Genomic DNA, 17174 nt, shown 5'->3' on the forward strand with positions numbered 1-17174 from the left:
TGTCCAGACCGGATAGATAGGTAACACAGTAGACCGGATGGATAGGTGACAGTTCTCTGTCGGCTGGGAGGATCAGCCGATGCCTTGGCGAGAGAGCTGCGCAATGGACCAGCGGGTTAACTTCATCGCGGATCAGCGAAGCGGATTGTGGACGATGACGGAGCTGTGCGACCGCTACGAGATTAGTCGCAAGACCGGTTACAAATGGTTGGACCGCTACCGGTTGGAAGGGGCTGGAGGGCTTGCGGATCGCTCGCACGCCGTGCGGGTGCATGGGCGAGCGACGCCGCAGCACATCGTGGATGCGATTGTGGGACTCCGGCTTGAGCGGCCGAGCTGGGGACCGCGCAAGATCGTAAGCAAGCTTGAGGCTCACCAAGGGGATATCGATTGGCCGTCGGCCTCGACGGCAGGCCAGATTCTCAAACGAGCGGGACTGGTTAGTAGCCGTCGGGCTCGGCGACGTGCGCCACCGCGTGTGGGTCAACTGACGGTGCCTCAGCATGCCAACCATGTATGGGCCCTCGATCACAAGGGCTGGATTCGTCTGGGCGACGGCTCTCGCGTTGAACCCTTCACGGTGACCGATGGCTTCAGCCGTTATTTGATTAGTTTGGCAGCGACGGGCAGCACGCAATATGCCGAGTGCCAACCGCCGCTGGAGCGGGCGTTTCGCGAGTACGGCTTGCCGCAGATCATCCGCTCCGACAACGGCTCGCCGTTCGCCTCGACTGGGACCACGGGTCTGACGGCGCTGTCGGTATGGTGGATCAAGCTTGGCATCCGCCATGAACGGATTGATCCTGGCTATCCGCAGCAGAACGGCCGACACGAGCGTTTTCACCTCACGCTTCTGGAAGCCATGCGGCCACCGCCGCCAACCCAGGCCGCGCAGGCCCGTCGCTTCGCGGCATTTGTGCGCGATTACAACGAAGAACGGCCGCACGAGTCGCTTGGCCAGCACCCACCTGCGAGCGTCTATCAGCCTTCGGCTCGTGCGATGCCAAGGCGGCTTCCCGAGCCGGATTATCCAGCCGAAGCCGCGGTGCGCCAGGTCCGCTCCAACGGCGAGATCAAATGGCGTGGTGACCTCATCCACATCTGCAGCGCTCTCGACGGTGAAGCGGTTGCCGTCGAGGAAACCGAGGACGGATCCTGGCAAGTGCGCTTCTTCGACGTGCCGATCGGCATCATCGACCAGAAAACACGCAAGCTGCGGCGCTGCGCTAGCGCAGCGCCGCAGCCGACCAAATCATGAACCAGTGTCACCCATCCATCCGGTCTGTTCTGTTACCCATCCATCCGCTGGACAGCGCACTAATTAAACGCCATCCCGCCGCTCAGTGCGACCGTCTGCCCGGTCATATACGCATTGTCGACCAGCAGCATCACGGCTTTCGCCACCTCCTCCGCCGTGCCGAAGCGGCCGAGCGGGATGCGGCTGATGAGTTGCGGCTGCCCGCTCATCATGTCGGTTTCGATCAGCGACGGCGCCACCGCGTTGACGGTGATGCCTTCCTTGACCAGCCGCGCCGCATAGCCGCGCGTCAATCCTTCCATGCCAGCCTTGGATGCATTGTAGTGCGGCCCGATCGAGCCCGCGCCGCGCGCGGCGCCGGAGGAAATGTTGACGATGCGGCCCCATTTCTTGGCGCGCATCGCCGGCAGCACCGCCTGCGTGCACAGGAAGACGGATTTCAGGTTGACCAAAATCGTCCGGTCGAAATCGTCTTCGGTGAGATCGTCGATGCCGCGCGTAATCGCAATGCCGGCATTGTTGACGAGAATGTCGATTGGCCCAAACTGCGCCGTGACTCGTTCGACCATCGCGGTGACAGCTTCACGCTGTGACACGTCGGCGGCAATGGCGACGGCGCGGCCACCGCTTTTGTTGATTTCACCCGCCAGCTGTTCCGCCTGCCCGATCCGCTCACGGCAGTTGATGGCCACCGCCGCGCCGGCTTCCGCCAGCATGCGGCAGACGGCTGCGCCAATCCCACGCGAACCGCCGGTGACGAGCGCCGTGCGCCCCTTCAGATCATTCGCCATCGCCGGGCCTCCCTGCCATTTGTTCCATGTTGGCCCGACAGTAGCACGGCCGGCCGCGCGGCTGCGTTGAACTCATCGCGAGATGAATTCGTTTGCCGCTGCTTCCAGCCGGAGAAGTGCCGATGCGCGCCGGCGCCAATTATGGATAGCCATTTCATTGACCAATCGGCCCGAACACTCGATATTTGCGGCATCGAAACTGCTCCTTGAGCCGAAGCCGCCATATGAGAACCGATCACCAGCGTAGCCCGAACGACATGCACGAATGCATGACGCGACGCTGTTTTTCGGCGGCCACCGGCGCCTGTTGTTGCTGATCACTCTCTAGCAACATCTCACACCGCAAATCTTAAGACAGGAACGCCGAACTCCCGGCGAGCGAGCAGTCATGTCTCAAGGCCAATTTCGAGCCCAGTCAAACGCCTACATCATCGAAATCCACGACCGCGCCGCCGGCATCGTCACGAGGGATGCGCGCGGCTTCCGCTTCTTCTCCTCAGAGCGCCTGTTCGACAGCCTCGAAGGCCGGCAGTTCCGCTCGGCACGCGAGGCCGAGCGTGCCGCCCGCGCCGTGTACTCCGAGCGGAGCCGGCGCGCGAATTCTCAACTCGCCGCCCACTGATCTTAACCGAAAGGACCACGTCATGATTACGAGACGATACATCCTCGCAACGACACTCCTGCTCGCAACTGCCCTGGCCGCGCCCGCGCACGCCGAGGACAAGCCGACGGAAATCCGTATCGGAACGCAGAAGGGCGGTTTCTTCCCGGCCGTGCGTCAGCGCCAGACGCTCGAGAACGCGTTCAAGCCGCTCGGCATCGAGATCAAGTGGATCGACTTCCAGTTCGGTCCGCCACTGCTGGAGGCCATCAATGTGGGCAGCGTTGATTTCGGCTATGTCGGCGACGCCCCGCCGGTCTTCGCGCAGGCCGGCGGCGCCAGGATCCGCTATGTGGCGGCGGTGAAGTCGGACGGCAAGAGCCAGGCGATCATCGTGCCGAAGGACTCAGCCATCAAGACGCTTGCCGACCTCAAGGGCAAGCGCGTCGCCTTCGGCAAGGGATCGAGCGCGCACAATCTCCTGGTCGCGGCCCTTGAGAAGGCCGGCCTCGCCTGGTCCGACATCACGCCGGCGCCGCTTGCGCCAGCCGATGCGACGGCCGCCTTCGTCAAGGGTTCGGTCGATGCTTGGTCGATCTGGGATCCCTATTTTGCGCTCGCCGAACTGAAGGAAAATGCGCGGGTGATCGTCCTCGACAAGGACGTCCATCAGCCGAACGCCTTCTACATCGCCGGCACTGACTTCGTGGACAAATATCCGTCCCTGGTCGCGAAACTCAATGCGACCTTCGCCTCCGAAGGCGTGTGGGCGGAGGCGCATCACGAGGAGGTGTCAAAAGCGCAGGCCGCCGCCACCGGCGTCGACATCGAAGCGATCAGACGCTTCGTCGATCGCTCCAACTATCGCACGGTGCCGGTCGATGCGGACGTGATCAAAAGCCAGCAGGCCGTCGCCGACCGCTTTGCAAAACTCGGCCTGATCCCGAAGCCGGTCAACGTTTCCGACATCGTCTGGAAGTGGACTCCGGGCTCCTGAGCAGGCCTCAACCCCTCAACCTCTCAGCGCTGCCAGCAACTCGTCCGGGCGCTCGGCCATGATCATGTGGCCGGCGCCCGGCACCACGACAGTCTTTGCGTGCGGGATCGCGGCCGCGAGTGCCTTGCCCGCCTTGGCCGGCGTCATCATGTCCCGCTCTCCGAGAATGAGCGTGGTCGGCACCTTCACGCTTGCGGCAGCGGTGAGCGCATTCGCGTAAGCATTGCAGGCTGACAAATCCTTGAACAGCACGCCCGGCTGACAATGCTTCAGCACAGCCTGCGCGCCGCCGTGCATCCATAGCCCCGGCGCGAGGCTGCCGCCGAGCTCGGCGTTGAAGCCGAGGCCCCAGATCGAGACCATGTCGTTTGCATCCTGCGAGTTGGCCTCGGCGGCCTTGAGCAGATCGGGGCCGACCGTCATGGTCGCAGCCGTGCCGATCAGGCTCAGCGCGAAGACCTTGTCTGGATGACGCGCCGCCGTCTCCAGCGAGATCAGCGATCCCATGGAATGGCCGATCAGATGCGCCTTCGCTACACCGGCCGCATCGATCAGCGCGGCCGTCCAGTCAGCCATCTCCGCGATGCTCGAGAGCGAAGGCCCGGCTGAACGACCATGACCGGGCATGTCGGGCGCCAGCACCGAAAAGCTGTGATGGGCGAACCAGCGCGTGTGCAGCGCCCAGCTCGAATGATCGAAGCCGGCGCCATGGATGAACACCACCGCGGGCAGGGATTTGTCGAGTTCGCGGCCGCCGGTTGCGACAAATACCTCGGCGCCGTTGACGGAGAGCTTCATCGTGTCAAACCTTCTGCGAGATGCGCAGCGCCTGCGCGAGATCGTCGATGATGTCGCTTGCGGACTCGATGCCGACCGACAGCCGCACCAGCTCCTCGCCGATGCCGGCGGTTTTGAGCTGCTCGGCGTCCATCTGCTGATGCGTGGTCGAGGCGGGATGGATCACCAGCGTCTTGGCGTCGCCGACATTGGCGAGATGGCTGATCATGCGTAGCGATTCGATGAACTTGCGCCCCGCAGGCCGTCCGCCCTTGATGCCGAAGGAGACGATCGAGCCGGCGCCGCGCGGCAGCAATGTCTTGGCGAGCTGATAGTCGGGGTGGTCCTCCAGCGAGGGATGCAGAACCCAGTCGACGGCCTTGTTGGCCTTGAGCGCCTCCAGCACGAGGTGCGTGTTCTGCATGTGACGGTCCATGCGCACACCCAGCGTCTCAACACCCTGCAAGAGCTGAAACGCGTTGGTCGGCGACAGGCAGGCGCCGAAATCGCGCAGGCCTTCGGTGCGCGCGCGCATGATGAAGGCCGCGGTGCCGAACTGCTCGTCGAAGACGATGCCGTGATAGCCGCCATAGGGTTCGGTCAGCACGCCGAATTTTCCGGATGCGCGCCAGTCGAAGCGGCCGCCATCGATGATGGCGCCGCCGATGGCGATGCCATGGCCGCCGATCCATTTGGTCGCCGAATGCATGATGATATCGGCCCCCAGCTCGATCGGTCGGCTGAGATAGGGCGTGGCAAAAGTGTTGTCGATCAGCAGCGGAATTTTTGCGTCATGCGCGATCGCCGCGACCTTCGGGATATCGAGCACTTCGAGGCCGGGATTGCCGATGGTCTCGCCGATCACCAGCCGCGTGTTCGGCTTGATCGCCGCGCGGAACGCATCGATATCGCGCGGCTTCACAAACGTCGTGGTGATGCCGAACCGCGGCAGCGTGTGCACCAGCAAATTGATGGTGCCGCCATAAAGCGAACTCGACGCCACGATGTGGTCGCCGGCATTCAAGAGCGTTGCGATGGCGAGATGCAGCGCGGCCATGCCGCTCGCGGTGCAGATCGCACCGACGCCGCCTTCCAGCGCCGCGAGCCGCTCCTCAAGCACGCCGGTGGTCGGATTGGAGATGCGCGTGTAGATGTGTCCGGCGCGCTCCAGATTGAACAGCGCAGCCGCGTGATCGGAATCCTGGAACACGTAGGACGTGGTCTGGTAGATAGGCACCGCGCGGGCGCCGGTCGCGGGATCCGGATGCTGGCCCGCATGCAGGCTCAGGGTCTCGAAAGCAGGCGGTTTGGGTGCGGGCATGCTTGGCCTCGTTGGTCGGTCGGCGATGGCGGCCCTTTTGCCACAAAACGACGCGCCAAGTCAGCCCATTGACAGCGCTGTGTGACAGGTCGCAGCGCTAGGCAGGACGGTCGTGGATCGCCTGCTCAATGGTCCGCGCTTCCCGCAGCAAAATCTCCGCGACCTCCTGCTCGCGGCGCGGGCCGAGCCTCGTCCGAACGGACGACACTGTCATCGCCGCCGCGGGGTGTCCGTCCGGCGTCTTGATCCAGGTCGAGATCGATTTCGTGCCCTGCACGAGGCCGATCTCCCGCATGCCGTACCCGCGCCGCCGCGCCGCGGTGACCTGGCCGAGCACGGTCGCAGTATCGGTCCGGTAGGCCTCGAACCGCTTCTCATTGGCTGCGACGATTTTTCGCGCGTCAGGCGCCGGCATCGCGGCCAGGATGGCGACGCCTGCGCTGCTGACGCCGAGCGGGCGGCGTGCACCGACCTCGATCGACAGCACCTGGATCGGAAAAGCGCCGATCCTGCGGTCGACGCACAACGTGTCGTTGCCGGTCCGCACCGTCAAAAACAGCGTGTCGCCGATCTCGGCGGAGGCGCGCCGCAGCGAAGGACCTGCGGCGACCAGCAGCGGCGAGGGCCGCGGGCGCGCGAGTGCCAGCTCCGGCACCTGGTTGCCGATTGCGTACCGGCCAGTTTTATCGTGCCGTTCGACGATGCCTTCCTCGATCAGCACGTGAACGATGCGATGTACCGTCGGGCGGGTGAGGCCGGTCGCCTGCACGACCTCGGCCAGCGGCACGCCGTCTTCGCGGCCTGCGGCAAGAATACGCAGCACCGACAGGGCGCGCCGGATTGCCTGCGCGCCCTGTCGCGGTTCTGTCATGCCGCGGGCGGTTATCGAGGATGGTCTCTTGTCCATAATATGGACAAGAACGCCACAATTCGCTCGACAGGTAAAGCGCGCATCCGAAGATTGCGGCCCGATCGGAGCGCCGCGGGCGGCGCCGGTGAGCAACAAGAACAGGGCGGGCCGGATCCGCCTGCGGGAGGTTGAGATGAGATCGCTCTGGATAGTTCTGGCTGCTGTTGCTGCAATGCTGGCCGGGCCGGCGGCGGGCCAGCAATGGCCGGCGCGCAGCGTCAAGCTGCTCGTGCCCTATCCGGCCGGCGGCAATGTCGACAGCGCGGCGCGCATCATCGCCGACAAGCTCCAGGAAAAGCTTGGCCAGCCCTTCATCATCGAGAACAAGGCCGGCGCCGGCGGCATGATCGCGGGCGAGGCCTTCGCGAAATCGCCCGCCGACGGCTACACCCTGTTCGTCGGTGCCAACGGTCCGGTGCTGTTCGCGACCGAAATCAACAAGCGCGACGCCTATAGCTGGAAGAAGGATTTTCTGCCGATCTCGACCATTTCGATGACGCCGCTGGTGCTTGAGGTCCATCCCTCGGTGCAGGCCACGACGCTGAAGGAATTTTTGGATCTCGCCAAGCGCGAGCCCGGCAAGCTGACTATGGCTTCGCCCGGCCCCGGCACCACCAATCATCTGCTCAGCGAATTGATGCAGTCGACGCTCGGCCTGCAATGGGTCACCGCGCATTACCGCGGCAATGCGCCCGCGACCAACGATCTGCTCGGCGGGCAGGTGCAGTTCGCATTCGACCAGCTCTCGGTCAGCCTACAATACATCAAGAGCGGCCTGTTCCGCGCGCTGGCCGTGACCAGCCCGCATCGGCTGAACGCGCTGCCGGACGTACCGACCTTCGTCGAGCTTGGTTACAAGGATTTCGACGCCCAGACCTTTACCGGCCTGTTCGCGCCCGCGGGCACGCCGGCGCCGATCGTCGACAGACTGCACGAGACGCTGGTGGCGATCCTGAAAGACCCCGCCGTGGTTGACAAGTTCGACAAGCTCGGCGCCGAAGCAGTGCCGATGACGCCGGCCGAGTTCACGGCCTATCTCGAGCGTGAGGACGCCAAATGGATTCCGATTGTGCGCAAGGCCAACATCAGGGCTGACTGAGCGATGCAGATCGACCCCACCGAGCTCGGCGCGGAGCGCATCTACCGATTGATGACCGGCATCGTGGTGCCGCGTCCGATTGCCTGGGTGACGAGCCTGTCGCGGAGCGGCGTGCTCAACCTCGCCCCCTTCAGCGCCTTCACCTTCGTCTCGCAGAAGCCGCCAATGCTCGCCATCAGCGTCGGCCGTAAGGGCGCCGATTACAAGGACACCGCGCACAACATCCTCGATACCGAGGAATATGTGATTCACATCGCCGATACCCCGCTGATGTCTGCGGTGCATGACAGCTCCGTGGAGCATCCGCCCGAAATCAGTGAGGTCGCGGAGCTCGGCCTCGAGACGCTCGCCAGCGAGCGCATCAAGGTGCGCCGGCTTGCGGCCGCACCCGTCGCGATGGAGTGCCGCTTCCGGCAGTGCCTCGAGTTTGGCGACGCCCGCAGCCGGCTCATCGTCGGTGAGGTCGTGATGTTCCACATCCGCGACGGTCTCGTGACCAACGGCAAGGTCGAGACCTCGGCGCTCGACCCGATCGCGCGCATCGGAGGCCCGCGTTACGCCCGCCTCGGCGAGATCGTGACGCTTGGCGCCGTGTTCCAGACCCCGAAATCGACCGACTGAGCGCACCGGCCGCGCCGCCTGACGACCATTGGAGTGAACGACAATGCGCTTGCTGAGCTATCTCTTGGACGGAGAACCGCGTTACGGCGCGACGATCGACGGCGGTGTCGTCGATCTGACAAAGCGGATCGGCCACGATTTTTCCGACGTGAAGGCGCTGATCGCGGCCAACGCGCTCGCCGACGCGCAGCAAGCGGTGGCCGGCCAAAAGCCGGACTACGCGCTCAGGGATCTCGTCCTGCTTCCGCCGGTGCTGGCGCCGGAAAAGCTCTGGTGCATCGGCGTCAACTACGCCGAGCGTAACGCCGAATATAAGGACAGCTCGGACCTGCCCAAATATCCGAGCCTGTTCGTGCGCAGCATGTCGTCGATAACAGGCTCCGGCCAGCCGCTCGAGAAGCCGAAAGTGTCGGAGCAGCTCGATTACGAGGGTGAGCTCGTCATCGTGATCGGCCAGGGCGGCCGCCACATTCCGCGCGACAAGGCCTTCGCGCACATCTTCGGCATGACGCTGTGCAACGAGGGCACGATCCGCGACTGGCTGCGCCACGGCAAGTTCAACGTCACGCAGGGCAAGAATTTCGACCGCTCCGGCAGCATCGGTCCCTGGATCGTCACCGCGGACGAGCTGGACCCGCGCGGTCCGCACGACATCATCACGCGCGTCAACGGCGAGGTGCGGCAGCAGGACACCACCGAACGGCTGATGTTCCCGTTCGACTTTCTGATCTCGTATCTCTCCACATTCGCCACTTTGAAGCCCGGCGACATGATCGTGACGGGCACGCCGACGGGGGCAGGCGCGCGCTTCGACCCGCCGCGCTGGCTTAAGGTCGGCGACGTCGTCGAGGTCGAATCGAGCCGCATCGGCGTGCTCAGCAACACCGTGGCTGCGGAGCAATAGGCCATGCTGGATGCTGCCACGATCGAACGCCTTGCCGCGCGGCTGGACGAAGCCGAGCGCACCAAGACGTTGATCCCGATGTTCTCGAAAGAGTACCCCGATTTCGCCATCGAGGATGCCTACGCGATCCAGCGCGCCTGGACCAAGCTCCAGCTCGGCCGCGGCCGCGTCATCAAGGGCCACAAGATCGGCTTGACCTCGAAGGCGATGCAGAACGCAGTCGGCATCTCCGAGCCCGATTACGGCGTGCTGTTCGCCGACATGTTCTACGCTGACGCCACGCCCATTCCGTTCGACCGTTTCCACGCGCCGCGGATCGAGGTCGAGCTCGCCTTCGTGCTGAAGGCGCCGCTGCGCGGGCCCGATTGCACCATCTTCGACGTGCTCAATGCCACTGACTACGTGACGCCCGCGCTCGAAATTCTGGAGACGCGGATGCATCGCGTCGATCCGGAGACTGGCAGGACGCGCAAGGTGATGGACACGATCTCGGACAACGCGGCCAATGCCGCGCTGGTGCTCGGCGGTCGCCCGTTCCGCCCTATGGACGCGGACATGCGCTGGATCGGTGCGCTCTTGTTCCGCAACGGCGAGGTCGAGGAGACCGGGCTTGCCGCCGGCGTGCTCAATCACCCCGCCAATGGTATCGCCTGGCTCGCCAATCGGCTGGCGCCGCATGACGAATATCTTACCGCTGGCGAGGTCGTGCTGGCCGGATCGTTCACGCGTCCGGTCGACATCCGCCGCGGCGACACGTTTCATGCCGACTATGGCACGTTCGGCTCGGTGTCGTGCCAGTTCGTCTGAACCAATAAGAGAGAGGGAGCGCACCATGACGGATCAAGCGCGGCGCAAGAGCATTCATATCGGCGGCTTCAAGCACGCCAATCCGATTCCGAACGCCTGCCGCATCGGCAATCTCGTGATGTCCGGCGTCATCCTCGGCCGCGATGGCGCGACCGGCGCGATGCCGGAGAGCCTTGACGCCCAATGCGCCAACATGTTCGCGCATATGAAGGCGACGGTGGAGGCCGCCGGCGGCTCGACCGATGACATCATCAAGATGACGGTGTGGCTGAAGGATCGTGCGCAGCGCGGACCGGTGAATGTCGAATGGCTCAAGATGTTTCCGGACGAGCATTCGCGCCCGGCGCGCCATGCGCTGCCGATGGACAACATGGATGGCGGAGCGCTGGTGCAGTGCGATTTCACCGCTGTGATCGACTGAAGGAGCATTTTGCATGCCGACCTATCTGCCGTTCGACCCCAACCCGCGCCGTCCAATCAAGGCGCCGCCGCCGAAGACCGTCGACAGCCAGTTTCATGTGCTGGGACCGCTGGACAAATATCCGATCCGCCCCGGCGCGGCCTACCAGATGCCGAGCGCGACCTGGGAAGCGGCGCTCCGCGTGCACAAGACGCTTGGCATCGAGCGCGGCATCATCGTGCAGACCACGACCTACGGCGCCGACCATACCGTCGTGCTCGATGCTCTTGCGGCGATGGGCCCCAACTATCGCGGCTGCGCCAACGCGCTGGTGTTCGCGGAAGCGAACGACGCTTATCTTGCCAAGCTGCATGATGCCGGCGTCCGCGGCGCCCGCTTCAGCTTCCGTCAGGAGCTCGGCGCCGTGCTGTCGGATCAGGATTTCGCCCGCGCGATTGCGCGGATTCGCGAGCTCGGCTGGTACGCAAAAATCCAGCCCGAGAAGGACGGCATCGTCTCCAGCGTCGCAAAGTACGAGAATCTCGACGTGCCCGTGCTGATCGACCATATGGCGCGACCCGAACCCTCGCGCGGCAAGGATGATCCGAACCCGCGAAAAATGCTCGAGCTGCTCGCCAAGGGCAATTTCTGGGTGATGCTGTCGCTCGGCGAGAAGACTTCGCAGTCCGGCCCGCCCTATGACGACGTGATCCCGATCGCGCGGACCTATATCGAGGCCGCAATCGACCGCTGCGTCTGGGCCAGCGACTGGCCGCATCCGGTCTCTGTCAAGCAGCCGCCCAACGATGCCGATTTGCTCGAGCTGATGTTCCGCTACGCGCCGGACCAGGCTGAGCTGGAGAAGATCCTCGTGCACAATCCGGCGAAACTGTTCGGGTTTCCGGATTAGAACCGTCTCCGGCGTCATTGCGAGGAGCTCTTGCGACGAAGCAATCCAGACTGCTTCCTCGGAGATAGTCTGGATTGCTTCGCTGCCTCGCAATGACGAGCACGTGCCGCATTAACCTCTCGGTAACACCGGAGGCGCCGCGCGGCGCATTCGTGGCGTAACTGAGTTCTTAACGAATTGCCTCTAGTTTGCGCATTCCCACCTCGTGATGGCCTGCTGCCCGATTCTGCGGGCGCGCGGCGCCCAGCAACATCGAAGAGGCAGAATGCCGGCTCTCAAGAACCTGGTTTCCCTTCGCTCGATCGGCGCCAAGCTCGCGATCATGACATTGGTCGGTGCGATCTGCATGGCGCTGGTCGCCTCCACCGTGCTGTGGATCGCACGCAACCAGCTCGTCACCGAGCGGATCGAGAAGGCGCATGCCGCCGTCGATATCGTCTGGAATTTGGCCGATGGCTATTACAAGGCCTACAAGGCCGGCCAGATGACGGAGGAGGAGGCCAAGCAGCGCTTCCTCGAAGCCAATAATTACGTCTGGTACGAAGACCACAGCAACTACGCCTATATCTACGATTACGAGACCGGGCTGTGCGTTTCCAACCCCGGCATTCCGCAATTCGTCGGCAAGGACATGCGTCCGAACAAGGATGCCAACGGCATGCTGTTCGCGGTCGCGCTGATGGACATGGCGAAGAAGGGGCAGGGCACGCTGCGCTACGCTTTCCGCCGCAGCGGCTCGGATCCCACTCCGCTCGACAAGGTTGCCTTCACGCGCGGCTTTGCGCCGTGGAACCTGATGATCGGCTCGGCCGAATACATGGCGGAGGTCGACAACTCCTTCTGGTCGATGGTGCAGACCGCCTCCGTCGTCATCGCCGTGCTGATGCTGATTTCGATCATGATTGCCTGGGCCGTTGGCCGTAGCGTGGTGAAGCCGCTCATGGGCCTGAAGGAGCGCATGGCCTCGCTCAGCGCTGGCCAACTTGATGCGCCCGTCGCCCATGCTGATCGACGCGACGAGATCGGCGAGATGGCGCGCACCGTCCAGGTGTTCCGCGACGCCATGTTAGAGACCAACCGCATGCGCGAGCAGCAGGCGATCACCGAACTGCGCCAGGTCGAAACGCGCAAGGTTGACATGAACCGGCTTGCCGATCAGTTCGAGCACGAGGTCGGCGAGATCATCGAGCTGGTGTCGGTTGCCGCCGGCCAGCTCGAAACATCGTCGACAACGCTGTCGAAGACGGCCGACACCGTCGCGCAGGTCTCTGGCCGCGCCTCCACGGCGTCGAACGAGGCGTCGGCGAACGTGCATTCGGTGGCGGCCGCGAGCGAGGAACTCGCATCCTCAATTGGCGAGATCAGCCGCCAGGTCGAGACCTCGGCGCGGATTGCGGGCGAGGCTGTCAGCCAGGCACAGAAGACCGATTCGCGCATGAGCCAGCTGTCGCAGGCCGCCAGCCGGATCGGCGATGTCGTCGATCTCATCCAGACCATCGCCGGCCAGACCAACCTATTGGCTCTGAACGCGACCATCGAGGCTGCGCGCGCCGGCGAGGCGGGCCGCGGCTTTGCCGTGGTGGCGTCCGAGGTGAAGACGCTCGCGGAACAGACCGCCAAGGCGACCGACGAGATCAGCCAGCAGATCTCCGACATCCAGTCGGCAACCAAGGATTCGGTTGCGTCGATCAAGGAGATCGGCGCGACGATCGGGCGGATCTCAGAGATCGCGGCCGCGATCTCGACCTCGGTCGGGCAGCAGGGCTCCGCCACGCAGGAGATCTCCCGCAACGTGCAGCGCGCCGCCGAAGGCACCTCGCAGGTCGGGACCAGCATCGCCGACGTTCAGCGCGGCGCAGCGGAAACCGGCGGTGCCTCGGCCCAGGTGCAGTCGGCCGCGCAGTCGCTCGCCAATGAAAGCACCCGCCTGAAGCGCGGCGTCGCCAACTTCATGAACTCGATCAGGGCGGCGTAGAGCATGATCCGGAAAAGTGTGCAGCGGTTTTCCGAAAAGATCATGCTCAAACAATAAGGCGCTGGCGTCGCGCCCGTCCGCCGGCGTCTATGACAAGCCGCGCATGAGCCAGATCACCGCGACCAGGTTCAGGAGTGCGGTTCCGGCGGGGCCGAAGGTTTTCATGCGATCATGGATCGTCAGTCCGACGAGGGCGTCGCATCCTTGAACGATGATCATGCTCCAGGCCATGGCCAGGAGCCATTGCGCCGATCCGGTTAGAAGAGGGATCACGCTTGCGATCGCGAGGGCTATGCTGCGGGCGCAGGCGTAGAGCGCCATGGTGCGAGCATTGCCGATTGCGCCCAAGGCTGCCGCCAGCGAAAATCCGAGGCTTATGATCGCGCTGATCAGCGTCACCAATGCGCAGAAAATGAACGGTAAGGTCATTCGCGAAATCCCGTCGTTGCGTGTTCTGACTCCCCAGTTATCACGCGGGGATCATGCGGTAGTAGTCCACAGCCTGTCACGCACTTCGGCCGCGATCTCGAACGAGCGCAGCCGCGCGGCGTGATCGTAGATCTGTCCTGTCGTCATCAGCTCGTCCGCGGCGGTGTCGGCGATCAGCGCCTTCAGTCCGCGCTCGATGAAGTCGGGCGTGCCGACCACGGAGCAGGACAGCGACTGGCCGACCATGGCCTTCTCCGCCGGCGACCACAGCGCCTCCATGTCGTCGACCGGCGGCGGCAAGGGGCCGGGCGTGCCGCGGCGCAGATTGATGAACTGCTGCTGGAGCGAGGTGAACATGCGCTGCGCCTCGACATCGCTGTCCGCGGCGAACACGTTGACGCCGACCATCGCGTAGGGCTTGTCGAGCTGCACTGAGGGCTCGAAGCGCGCCCGGTACTCGCGCAGCGCGGGCATCATCATCGCTGGTACGAAATGCGAGGCGAATGCGAAGGGCAGGCCGAGCATGGCCGCGAGCTGTGCGCCGAACATGCTGGAGCCGAGGATCCACAGCGGTACCTTCAGCCCCATGCCGGGCACGGCGCGGATCGCCTGGTTCGGCTGTACGTCGCCGAACAGCGCCTGCAATTCCAGCACGTCATGCGGAAAATTCTCGGACGTGGTGGCGAGATCGCGCCGCAGCGCCCGCGCGGTGAGCTGGTCGGTGCCCGGCGCCCGTCCGAGCCCGAGGTCGATCCGTCCGGGATAGAGCGATTCCAGCGTGCCGAACTGCTCGGCGATGATCAGCGGCGAATGGTTCGGCAGCATCACGCCGCCCGAGCCGACGCGGATCGTCTTGGTACCGCCGGCGACATGCCCGATCACGACCGACGTCGCAGCACTCGCGATCCCCGTCATGTTGTGATGCTCGGCCAGCCAGAACCGCTTGAAGCCCCAGGCTTCGGCATGCTGGGCGAGATCAAGCGAATTGCGAAACGCCTGCGCCGCATCGCCACCCCTTCGGATGGGAGCGAGGTCGAGCACGGAGAAGGGGATCATGCGATGGATACCGGATGGGGCGCGGCATGCGCCGGAGCCTCACATATAGGGACCTCAGCCCGGCCTGTGAGGGCGCCGACGCCGCTTTCGACGCCTAGCGCGGGCATTGCTGGTATGCCAATGTAGTGTCGTGCCAAACCCGCCGGAGGTCAGCATGCGAACGAACATCACGAACATAGTGGGAGCACTTTGCGCCATCGCAATGGTCGCGAGCGCACACGCAGCAGTCAAAGAAGAGTCCGTCACCTACACCGACGGCGAGACCACGATGAAGGGCTTCGTTGTCTACGACGACGCGACCCAAGCCAAGCGGCCCGGCATCGTCATGGTGCATGAATGGTGGGGCATCACCCCGCATATTCATAGTGAGGCGCGCAAGTTCGCGGAGCAGGGCTACACAGCCTTCATTGCCGACATGTACGGCGACGCCAAGAGCGCCGACAACCCGAAGGACGCGGGCGCGCTCTCTGGATCGGTGATGAAGAACCCGAAAGCGATGGAGTCCCGCTTCAACGCAGCGCGCGCAGAACTCGCCAAGCAGGCCTCGGTCAATCCGCAAGCGATCGGCGCCGTCGGTTACTGTTTCGGCGGCGCGGTGGTGCTGAACATGGCGCGCAGCGGGGCTGATCTCGCCGCCGTTGCGGGCTTTCACGCTTCCCTTGGTCTCAACACGCCGGCGCCTGAGCCGGGAACCGTCAAGGCGAAAATCCTCATTCTCAACGGCGCGGACGACCCGTTCGTGAAGCGCGAGCAGTACGATGCGCTCAAGAAGGATTTCGACGCGGCGAAGGCCGATTATCGCATCATCGAATATCCCGACGCCGTGCACGCCTTCACGAACCCCGAGGCCACCGAGCTCGGCAAGAAGTTCAACCTGCCGCTCAGATACGACGCGAAGGCCGATCAGGAATCAAAGGCCGAAGCAGCCAAGCTCTTCGCCGCAACCCTGAAGAAATGAAAGGAAGGCCACCGACATGGTGGCCTTTTCTATCCGGTGCTGGTTTAGCTCGCGTAGGATCGGTTTCGCTTCGCTCGACCCGTCCTGCGAGCTGGTCACTGTCGCGCAATGCTCTCTCCGGGCAACGTCGCGCGCTTTCGCCGCATCCATAGGTCGGCCATGACTTTGATGGCCGCAGCCAGGACCAGCGCGCAAAGCGCCGCCTTCGACACCGTCTCCATCGTCCCTTCGATCAGCAGGCAATGGACCACGCTGCCTGCGACGATGACGATCGCGAGGGGGATATGCACCATGCGCCACGTCCGCAGCCGCAGTCCCAATCGCCGGCGCAGCGCAGCCAGAAGCGCGACAGTAAAAATGGCCCACATCGCGATCACGCCAAAGGGGGAGAACGGCGTCGGCGATGAGAACAGCAGGGCGTCGATCATGTCAGGCGGACTGGTGATCCAGAGGCCGGCGACATGGATCACCACCGCCACCACCAGCGCGCCCCCGATCCAGTGATGCGCGCGCCGTCCCCGATAAGCCGACAGCGGGGTCAAGTATCCGCCGATCAGAAGAGGCTGGACCAGCACGAGACCCAGCGCGATCATCCCTGCGAATCCGGCCAGGATGTAGACCGGACCGCGCCATGCGAGCAGCGGGCTCATCGCTGCGGCGGCGATCGGAACGCCAACGGCTGCCGCAAGGGCAACCCAGATCAGGGCCACCCGGGCCGATCTCCATTCCTTCATTTGCAACGCGGTCAGGCCGCCTGAAGGACGAAGTGTGCCTCCAGGCTCGTTTCCTTTGCGCTGCGCATCACCGGCCGCAGAAAGACGGTTTTGAATTCACCGCTGTCATAGGCGAGGTGGCCATGCGGCTGGCCGAAGATGGGAATGATCTGTGGCATCTCGAGCCGGAACGCGCCGTCCTTGTCGGTGAGCGTGGCGCCATGGCTCTGCGGCTCGTGCTCTTGCCCTTCGACGGTGTGCGCCCAGATCTGGATGCGTTGGCCGGCCAGCGGAGCCCCGTCGCCCGCACGGCGCACGGACCCGCTCATCCAGAAGCCGCCCTTGCCGATCCGGTCCACGATCGGCGCGCCCTTGCGGTAGTTGTTGGCCCCGCCCGACATCGAATCGGTCGGCGCGACACCTTCCGCGCGCGCGGGCAACAGGAGCCCGGAAACGCCGGCTGCCAAAACCCCGGTTGCGAAGACGGAGCCGGCGAGGAGGGTGCGGCGGTTGAAGACGACCGTGGTCATGTCAATTCCTCCTGGCGACCGTGCAGTTGCTCCGCCAAGGATACAACAACGGGCGCGAGCCGCCCAGTGGCGGCAAGGCGCGCGACAGGTCGCAATAACAGTGTTGTGAACGGATGT

At 64.2% G+C, this 17174-nt stretch carries 19 protein-coding genes; 11 read left to right on the plus strand and 8 right to left on the minus strand.

Features of this window, described 5'->3' with window-relative positions:
* Positions 1–103: 103 nt before the first annotated feature.
* Positions 104–1258 carry an integrase core domain-containing protein gene (locus tag UP06_RS09750; protein WP_063778857.1) on the plus strand — a complete coding sequence of 385 codons (1155 nt, stop codon included), beginning with the start codon at positions 104–106 and terminating at the stop codon, positions 1256–1258.
* A 59-nt stretch (positions 1259–1317) separates the two neighbouring features.
* Here UP06_RS09750 and UP06_RS09755 read toward each other — a convergent pair whose 3' ends face one another.
* Positions 1318–2049 (minus strand): SDR family NAD(P)-dependent oxidoreductase, encoded by a 732-nt coding sequence (locus UP06_RS09755; protein WP_045002346.1) that lies wholly within the window; start codon positions 2047–2049, stop codon positions 1318–1320.
* Positions 2050–2437: 388 nt separating this feature from the next.
* Between UP06_RS09755 and UP06_RS09760 the strand changes: the two genes are divergently transcribed.
* Together UP06_RS09760 and UP06_RS09765 are read left to right on the plus strand one after the other, a co-directional pair.
* Positions 2438–2671, plus strand: a complete 234-nt coding sequence (locus UP06_RS09760; protein ID WP_045002347.1) for a hypothetical protein — start codon at positions 2438–2440, stop codon at positions 2669–2671.
* 22 nt (positions 2672–2693) lie between these two features.
* Positions 2694–3647: an aliphatic sulfonate ABC transporter substrate-binding protein gene (locus UP06_RS09765; RefSeq protein ID WP_156162878.1), complete on the plus strand. Its 954-nt coding sequence runs from the start codon at positions 2694–2696 to the stop codon at positions 3645–3647.
* Positions 3648–3662: 15 nt separating this feature from the next.
* Here the strand turns inward: UP06_RS09765 and UP06_RS09770 are convergent, their stop codons facing one another.
* The 3 genes from UP06_RS09770 to UP06_RS09780 form a co-directional block, all read right to left on the minus strand.
* Positions 3663–4445 carry an alpha/beta fold hydrolase gene (locus UP06_RS09770; RefSeq protein WP_045002348.1) on the minus strand — a complete coding sequence of 261 codons (783 nt, stop codon included), beginning with the start codon at positions 4443–4445 and terminating at the stop codon, positions 3663–3665.
* A 4-nt stretch (positions 4446–4449) separates the two neighbouring features.
* On the minus strand, positions 4450–5745 hold the full coding sequence (locus tag UP06_RS09775) for an O-acetylhomoserine aminocarboxypropyltransferase (protein ID WP_045002349.1): 1296 nt from the start codon (positions 5743–5745) through the stop codon (positions 4450–4452).
* A gap of 97 nt (positions 5746–5842) precedes the next feature.
* Positions 5843–6652, minus strand: a complete 810-nt coding sequence (locus UP06_RS09780) for an IclR family transcriptional regulator (protein WP_045002350.1) — start codon at positions 6650–6652, stop codon at positions 5843–5845.
* 136 nt (positions 6653–6788) lie between these two features.
* On the opposite strand from UP06_RS09780, the gene UP06_RS09785 reads away from it, so the two are divergent.
* From UP06_RS09785 to UP06_RS09815, 7 genes are all read left to right on the plus strand, one after another.
* Positions 6789–7754 (plus strand): Bug family tripartite tricarboxylate transporter substrate binding protein, encoded by a 966-nt coding sequence (locus tag UP06_RS09785; RefSeq protein ID WP_045002595.1) that lies wholly within the window; start codon positions 6789–6791, stop codon positions 7752–7754.
* A 3-nt stretch (positions 7755–7757) separates the two neighbouring features.
* Positions 7758–8375, plus strand: a complete 618-nt coding sequence (locus UP06_RS09790) for a flavin reductase family protein (protein ID WP_045002351.1) — start codon at positions 7758–7760, stop codon at positions 8373–8375.
* Positions 8376–8418: 43 nt separating this feature from the next.
* Positions 8419–9279 carry a fumarylacetoacetate hydrolase family protein gene (locus UP06_RS09795; protein ID WP_045002352.1) on the plus strand — a complete coding sequence of 287 codons (861 nt, stop codon included), beginning with the start codon at positions 8419–8421 and terminating at the stop codon, positions 9277–9279.
* A 3-nt stretch (positions 9280–9282) separates the two neighbouring features.
* Complete coding sequence (hpaH, locus tag UP06_RS09800; RefSeq protein WP_045002353.1) at positions 9283–10086, plus strand: 2-oxo-hept-4-ene-1,7-dioate hydratase; 804 nt, start codon at positions 9283–9285, stop codon at positions 10084–10086.
* Positions 10087–10111: 25 nt separating this feature from the next.
* Entirely contained in the window at positions 10112–10507 is a 396-nt protein-coding gene (locus tag UP06_RS09805) for a RidA family protein (protein ID WP_045002354.1), read from the plus strand.
* Between the two features lie 13 nt (positions 10508–10520).
* Positions 10521–11396, plus strand: a complete 876-nt coding sequence (locus UP06_RS09810) for an amidohydrolase family protein (RefSeq protein WP_045002355.1) — start codon at positions 10521–10523, stop codon at positions 11394–11396.
* 265 nt (positions 11397–11661) lie between these two features.
* On the plus strand, positions 11662–13371 hold the full coding sequence (locus UP06_RS09815) for a methyl-accepting chemotaxis protein (RefSeq protein WP_045002356.1): 1710 nt from the start codon (positions 11662–11664) through the stop codon (positions 13369–13371).
* An 87-nt stretch (positions 13372–13458) separates the two neighbouring features.
* Here the strand turns inward: UP06_RS09815 and UP06_RS09820 are convergent, their stop codons facing one another.
* A complete protein-coding gene (locus UP06_RS09820; RefSeq protein WP_197087158.1) occupies positions 13459–13770 on the minus strand; it encodes a hypothetical protein in 312 nt (103 codons plus the stop codon).
* Between the two features lie 81 nt (positions 13771–13851).
* Positions 13852–14856, minus strand: a complete 1005-nt coding sequence (locus tag UP06_RS09825; RefSeq protein WP_045002357.1) for an LLM class flavin-dependent oxidoreductase — start codon at positions 14854–14856, stop codon at positions 13852–13854.
* A 154-nt stretch (positions 14857–15010) separates the two neighbouring features.
* Here UP06_RS09825 and UP06_RS09830 point away from each other — a divergent pair, with 154 nt between their 5' ends.
* The gene (locus tag UP06_RS09830; protein WP_245305443.1) at positions 15011–15814 is read left to right on the plus strand and encodes a dienelactone hydrolase family protein; all 804 of its coding nucleotides are present in this window, start codon (positions 15011–15013) and stop codon (positions 15812–15814) included.
* 95 nt (positions 15815–15909) lie between these two features.
* Here UP06_RS09830 and UP06_RS09835 read toward each other — a convergent pair whose 3' ends face one another.
* Together UP06_RS09835 and UP06_RS09840 are read right to left on the minus strand one after the other, a co-directional pair.
* The gene (locus UP06_RS09835) at positions 15910–16548 is read right to left on the minus strand and encodes a ferric reductase-like transmembrane domain-containing protein (RefSeq protein ID WP_045002359.1); all 639 of its coding nucleotides are present in this window, start codon (positions 16546–16548) and stop codon (positions 15910–15912) included.
* Positions 16549–16559: 11 nt separating this feature from the next.
* Positions 16560–17057, minus strand: a complete 498-nt coding sequence (locus UP06_RS09840) for a peptidase associated/transthyretin-like domain-containing protein (protein ID WP_045002360.1) — start codon at positions 17055–17057, stop codon at positions 16560–16562.
* Positions 17058–17174 lie beyond the last annotated feature (117 nt).

It is taken from the genome of Bradyrhizobium sp. LTSP857 (assembly GCF_000938285.1).
GTDB lineage: Bacteria > Pseudomonadota > Alphaproteobacteria > Rhizobiales > Xanthobacteraceae > Bradyrhizobium.

What these genes read in the sequence shown, in the direction of transcription:
- UP06_RS09750 (WP_063778857.1), top strand. Translation starts at nt 104, where the DNA reads ATGGACCAGCGGGTTAACTTCATCGCGGATCAGCGAAGCGGATTGTGG.
- UP06_RS09755 (WP_045002346.1), bottom strand. Translation starts at nt 2,049, where the DNA reads ATGGCGAATGATCTGAAGGGGCGCACGGCGCTCGTCACCGGCGGTTCG.
- UP06_RS09760 (WP_045002347.1), top strand. Translation starts at nt 2,438, where the DNA reads ATGTCTCAAGGCCAATTTCGAGCCCAGTCAAACGCCTACATCATCGAA.
- UP06_RS09765 (WP_156162878.1), top strand. Translation starts at nt 2,694, where the DNA reads ATGATTACGAGACGATACATCCTCGCAACGACACTCCTGCTCGCAACT.
- UP06_RS09770 (WP_045002348.1), bottom strand. Translation starts at nt 4,445, where the DNA reads ATGAAGCTCTCCGTCAACGGCGCCGAGGTATTTGTCGCAACCGGCGGC.
- UP06_RS09775 (WP_045002349.1), bottom strand. Translation starts at nt 5,745, where the DNA reads ATGCCCGCACCCAAACCGCCTGCTTTCGAGACCCTGAGCCTGCATGCG.
- UP06_RS09780 (WP_045002350.1), bottom strand. Translation starts at nt 6,652, where the DNA reads ATGGACAAGAGACCATCCTCGATAACCGCCCGCGGCATGACAGAACCG.
- UP06_RS09785 (WP_045002595.1), top strand. Translation starts at nt 6,789, where the DNA reads ATGAGATCGCTCTGGATAGTTCTGGCTGCTGTTGCTGCAATGCTGGCC.
- UP06_RS09790 (WP_045002351.1), top strand. Translation starts at nt 7,758, where the DNA reads ATGCAGATCGACCCCACCGAGCTCGGCGCGGAGCGCATCTACCGATTG.
- UP06_RS09795 (WP_045002352.1), top strand. Translation starts at nt 8,419, where the DNA reads ATGCGCTTGCTGAGCTATCTCTTGGACGGAGAACCGCGTTACGGCGCG.
- hpaH (WP_045002353.1), top strand. Translation starts at nt 9,283, where the DNA reads ATGCTGGATGCTGCCACGATCGAACGCCTTGCCGCGCGGCTGGACGAA.
- UP06_RS09805 (WP_045002354.1), top strand. Translation starts at nt 10,112, where the DNA reads ATGACGGATCAAGCGCGGCGCAAGAGCATTCATATCGGCGGCTTCAAG.
- UP06_RS09810 (WP_045002355.1), top strand. Translation starts at nt 10,521, where the DNA reads ATGCCGACCTATCTGCCGTTCGACCCCAACCCGCGCCGTCCAATCAAG.
- UP06_RS09815 (WP_045002356.1), top strand. Translation starts at nt 11,662, where the DNA reads ATGCCGGCTCTCAAGAACCTGGTTTCCCTTCGCTCGATCGGCGCCAAG.
- UP06_RS09825 (WP_045002357.1), bottom strand. Translation starts at nt 14,856, where the DNA reads ATGATCCCCTTCTCCGTGCTCGACCTCGCTCCCATCCGAAGGGGTGGC.
- UP06_RS09830 (WP_245305443.1), top strand. Translation starts at nt 15,011, where the DNA reads ATGCGAACGAACATCACGAACATAGTGGGAGCACTTTGCGCCATCGCA.
- UP06_RS09835 (WP_045002359.1), bottom strand. Translation starts at nt 16,548, where the DNA reads ATGAAGGAATGGAGATCGGCCCGGGTGGCCCTGATCTGGGTTGCCCTT.
- UP06_RS09840 (WP_045002360.1), bottom strand. Translation starts at nt 17,057, where the DNA reads ATGACCACGGTCGTCTTCAACCGCCGCACCCTCCTCGCCGGCTCCGTC.